The organism is Paenibacillus agaridevorans, from assembly GCF_003112455.1.
GTDB lineage: Bacteria > Bacillota > Bacilli > Paenibacillales > Paenibacillaceae > Pristimantibacillus > Pristimantibacillus agaridevorans.
Genome location: NZ_BDQX01000398.1, coordinates 6770 through 10859, shown reverse-complemented (window position 1 = coordinate 10859; position 4090 = coordinate 6770). Strand labels below are relative to the sequence as shown.

General features: G+C 51.8%; 4 protein-coding genes. 1 reads left to right on the top strand and 3 read right to left on the bottom strand.

Features of this window, described 5'->3' with window-relative positions:
- Window positions 1-21: 21 nt before the first annotated feature.
- The gene (locus PAT3040_RS30860) at window positions 22-1920 is read right to left on the bottom strand and encodes a putative bifunctional diguanylate cyclase/phosphodiesterase (protein WP_108995695.1); all 1899 of its coding nucleotides are present in this window, start codon (window positions 1918-1920) and stop codon (window positions 22-24) included.
- Window positions 1921-2060: 140 nt separating this feature from the next.
- Window positions 2061-2447 carry a DUF423 domain-containing protein gene (locus PAT3040_RS30855; RefSeq protein ID WP_108995694.1) on the bottom strand — a complete coding sequence of 129 codons (387 nt, stop codon included), beginning with the start codon at window positions 2445-2447 and terminating at the stop codon, window positions 2061-2063.
- A 65-nt stretch (window positions 2448-2512) separates the two neighbouring features.
- On the opposite strand from PAT3040_RS30855, the gene PAT3040_RS30850 reads away from it, so the two are divergent.
- The gene (locus tag PAT3040_RS30850; protein WP_108995693.1) at window positions 2513-3067 is read left to right on the top strand and encodes a hypothetical protein; all 555 of its coding nucleotides are present in this window, start codon (window positions 2513-2515) and stop codon (window positions 3065-3067) included.
- A 55-nt stretch (window positions 3068-3122) separates the two neighbouring features.
- On the opposite strand, the gene PAT3040_RS30845 is transcribed toward PAT3040_RS30850, so the two are convergent.
- Window positions 3123-4090, bottom strand: a 968-nt coding sequence (locus PAT3040_RS30845) for an SbcC/MukB-like Walker B domain-containing protein (RefSeq protein WP_305778795.1), incomplete at its 5' end; no start/stop codon positions are given.

Sequence of the window (4090 nt, the reverse complement as noted above, 5' to 3'; positions counted from 1 at the left end):
TTTGGTCGCCGACCAGCTACATCAGCCGGCCTTTAGCATTTGTTCAATATTGTCGCTGCTGACGGGAGGACTGCAGAAAAATCCCTGCATTTCGTCGCATCTATGTTTCTTCAGGAACTCCATCTGCTCCTCCGTCTCGACGCCTTCGGCAATGACCTGGATGTTAAGATTGTGTGCCATCGCGATGATAGCCGCCACGATCTCCGCGTCGCTAGGATCCTGTTGAATATCTCTTACGAAAGAACGATCGATTTTGAGCCTGTCGATCGGGAAGTTTTTGAGATAGTGGAAGGAACTATACCCCGTTCCGAAATCATCTACGCTAATACCGACGCCAAGATTCGTAATCTCCAGCAAGCATCGCGTAATATGACCAACATCGATCGTCATGGACTCCGTAATTTCCAGATCAAGATACTTCGGCTCCAGACCGGTAGTCTCCAGAACTTCCGCAATGCGGCTTGCCAGGTCATGCTGCAGGAACTGCCTGATGGAGAGATTAACGGATACCGGAATCTTAGCGAGACCTGCATCCTGCCACTCCTTGTTCTGCCTGCATGCCTCCTCCAGCACCCAGTCTCCGATCTGAACGATCATGCCGCTCTCTTCTGCCAATGGAATGAAAGATCCGGGAGCCAACAGTCCTCGAACAGGATGATTCCACCTGACCAAGGCCTCGACACCTACCATAATTCCGCTCTTTAGATCATATTGCGGCTGGTAATGAAGCACGAATTCATGGCGTTGTATGGCCCGGTACATCTCATGCTGAAGCTTCAGCCGCTCGAAGGAGGAGTTGCTCCAGCTGTCCGAATATAACATACAATCGTTTTTGCCGTTTTCTTTTGCCTTAAATAGAGCCATATCGGCTTTCTTGAAGAGGGTATAACCGTCGTCCTGCTCGTTCCTGTTCGTAACAAGACCGATACTGGCGGTTATATGAACGGGGAAACCTTTAAGCTCGTACGGCTCCTCTATCGACTTAAGGAGGTGCCGGGCAAATTCCAGCAACTTTTCTTCGGAATCGACCGTATGAAGAAGAAGAGCGAATTCATCGCCTTCCATTCGCGCAACCATCATATGTTCAGGCAAATTGCGCGAGATGCGTTCCGCCACCTGCATCAACAGCATGTCGCCAAATTCCCTTCCGAAGGAAGCATTTACGAGCTTGAAGCCATCCAGATCAAGATAACAGATGCCAACCAGCTTCTCGTCTTCCTTGGCTCTCGACAAGCTCTCCGTCAGCTTCATCTGGAACAAGGTACGATTCGGCAGTCCTGTCATATCGTCATAATAGGCCATATATCTAATTCGTTCCACATTGCGTTTCCGATCGCTAAGATCATGGCTGATCATCAGCGTGCCGATGACTTCGTGATCCTGTATCATGGGAGCGCAAATCACTTGCATCTCGAGTGGAAAACCTGTTCGGTGGGTAATACTAATGTTGTTCTGCACGGTCTGGCCTTGCAGCGATCGCTCCAGACTTTCCTTAAGAAGTGCTCTGCTTGCGGGATCAATCATTCGCATGAGCGGCTCTCCGATCATCTCCGAACGCTGATAGCCGAGCATGCGTCCGGCCGCTTCATTTAGCTCCAGCACGCGGCCGGAGCGATCGAGCACGGACAAGGGGACAGCCTCCGAACGCAGCAATGTATCTACGATGGCTGAGTGAAAGCGTCTAAAGCTGCTTAGCGGATGACGACGCAGCCATAAGACGGCGGCCGTTACAAGGAGCGCGGCCGATACCGTCAAGGATATCCATCTTAACATCATGTCCGAGATCAAGACAAATGAAACTACAATCCAAACCGCGGACATGGCCGTTAATCCGATCACGCCAATGTTCATTAGCTCGTTCAAGGACAGCGGGCTTCGCTGATTTCGTGCTGAAGGCAAATCTTCCATATCTTTCGCCACACACAAACTTCCTTCCTCAATGTCGAGTCAAGCGATAGCTAGGTTTATTATAAACGAATTGGTGGCGTTGGCATAGAAATATTTGCTATAGCACTAAAAGATTTGGCGTTTTCGCTCGAAAAGGGGCGAATCAAAATACGTTATTTGCTCTTTCGATGTTGATTAAGGACGCCTGCAATGACAAAGCCCCAGCCTGCCAACATGGCAACGCCGCCGATTGGCGTTATCATGCCGAGCTTGGAATAACCGGTCAAGGCAAGAACATAAAGACTGACGCCGAAGATCAGCATGCCTGCGAGTAAGAGCCTTGCTCCAATGACTGCCTTCTTGCCTCCGCCCGCAATCTTATCCATTAGAGCAACAAGCATTAAACCGAGCGCTCCGTACATATGGTATTTGACTCCGGTCTCGAATATGTCTATATAGTGCTCCGTTATTTTTCCTTCCAATCCATGCGAGCCAAAAGCGCCTAACGCGATGGCCAGCGCCGCATTGACAGCTCCGATTACAAAATAAGCTGGAAACATTTTGTTTTCATCCCTTCCATTTTCCTGTATAATTTTTGGCATCATTGTCCAAAGGAGAATCCACTATGACAGACAACAATCAATCTGAGAACAGGCCATTCGATAACAATCAATTTCAGGAACATGACCATTCGCAACCGCACACGCAGCCATTCGGGTCCCCGTTTCAGCCCATGGAACCGGACACTGAGATTCATAAACATTCCGGCATCGGCATCGCTTCCTTCGTCCTGGCGCTCGTCGCGGTTTTGCTGGTCGTGATCGCCATCATCATAGCGGTAGTCGGGGCTAGAGGCCTGGCCGAGGATCAGAGTCTGCTTACGGAATTAGAAAACTTCGCAAGCCTTTACGGTCCTGGTCAAGAAACCGAACTCGGCAACGCCTTGATGGATTCCGAAATTTTCGGTGAATTCATCGCGACCTTTCTGTTCGCCGGAGTGCTGATGCTGGGATCGCTCGCCCTTGCTTTCGTCGGGCTCATCCTTGGCATCGTCAGTGCGGCATCCAGAAAACGAAAGAAGACGTTCGGTATCATCGGTCTTGTGCTGAATGGCCTTTTCATGGTTGGCACCATCGGTTTGTTTATTGCTACAATCGCCCTTGGCATGGGTTCCGTTTAGTAGAACTGTTTGACCACCCCCGCTTCGTCATATTAGTGACGGAGCGGGGGTTTTCTCATTTGAGCAGAAACGAAGTTGTGCTGTAGCCCTCCTTCGTCTTGTTTACTTCCAGACACGCCGGGAAAGCTTCCTTTAGCTCCTGGACATGCGAGATGACGCCGATCATCCGGCCCGCCTTTTGCAGATCGACCAGAGCAGCAATCGCTTTGTGAAGAGACTCCTCGTCGAGGGAACCGAAACCTTCGTCTATCAGCATCATGTCGATTGAGACGCCTCCTTGGTGAGATTGTATGACATCCGTCATCCCCAGAGCGAGGCACAATGAAGCATTAAACTTCTCGCCGCCCGACAGCGACTTCACATCCCTGTTCTGGCCGGTGTACGCATCGTATACATCAAGTCCCAGGCCGCTCTGCTTTCCTCTCGTCTCCAGCCTATCACTGCGTTGCAGCTGGAATTGCCCGCCTGACAGCTCATTCAGCCGCACGTTGGCCATCGCTACGATCTGTTCCAGATATTCGATCAAAATATATCTCTCAAACGACATCTTGAGGCTGTTATCGCCTTTCATATTACCGTAAATATCTTGGACGCGCTCCAGTTTCTCCTCCAGCTCCCCTGCTTGACGAGCGGCACGATCCACGGATGCCACCAGTCTGGCGGCCTCGGCGGCGAACCGCAAGGAAGACTGCTCCTCGCCGAGCAGCTCTTCGTGTTTCCCGCGCGTTGTCATAATTGCTTCCTGCAGGTCTTCAGGTGACAGCCACTCGGTGCCGGACAGCTCGGACTCCAGAGCGGCGACCGCCTCCGCGGCGGCGAGTACCGCAGTGCGGTAACGCTCCGTCTCCTGCTTCAGACGTTCCTGCTCCGCTTGAGTACGCACAGCACCCGCGTAATCCTCCGCCGAAAGGAAGCCCGCTTTGGCCAGCTCCGAATGCAGGCGCTGACGCGACTCCTTCTCGGACAACTCCGCTTCCGCCGCTTGCTCCGTCGCTTGTTCCGCATGGGCCTTAGCCGCTGCCA

Excerpts from the sequence above, each read along its gene's own strand:
- PAT3040_RS30855 (WP_108995694.1), bottom strand. The coding sequence starts at position 2,447 with ATGTTTCCAGCTTATTTTGTAATCGGAGCTGTCAATGCGGCGCTGGCC.
- PAT3040_RS30850 (WP_108995693.1), top strand. The coding sequence starts at position 2,513 with ATGACAGACAACAATCAATCTGAGAACAGGCCATTCGATAACAATCAA.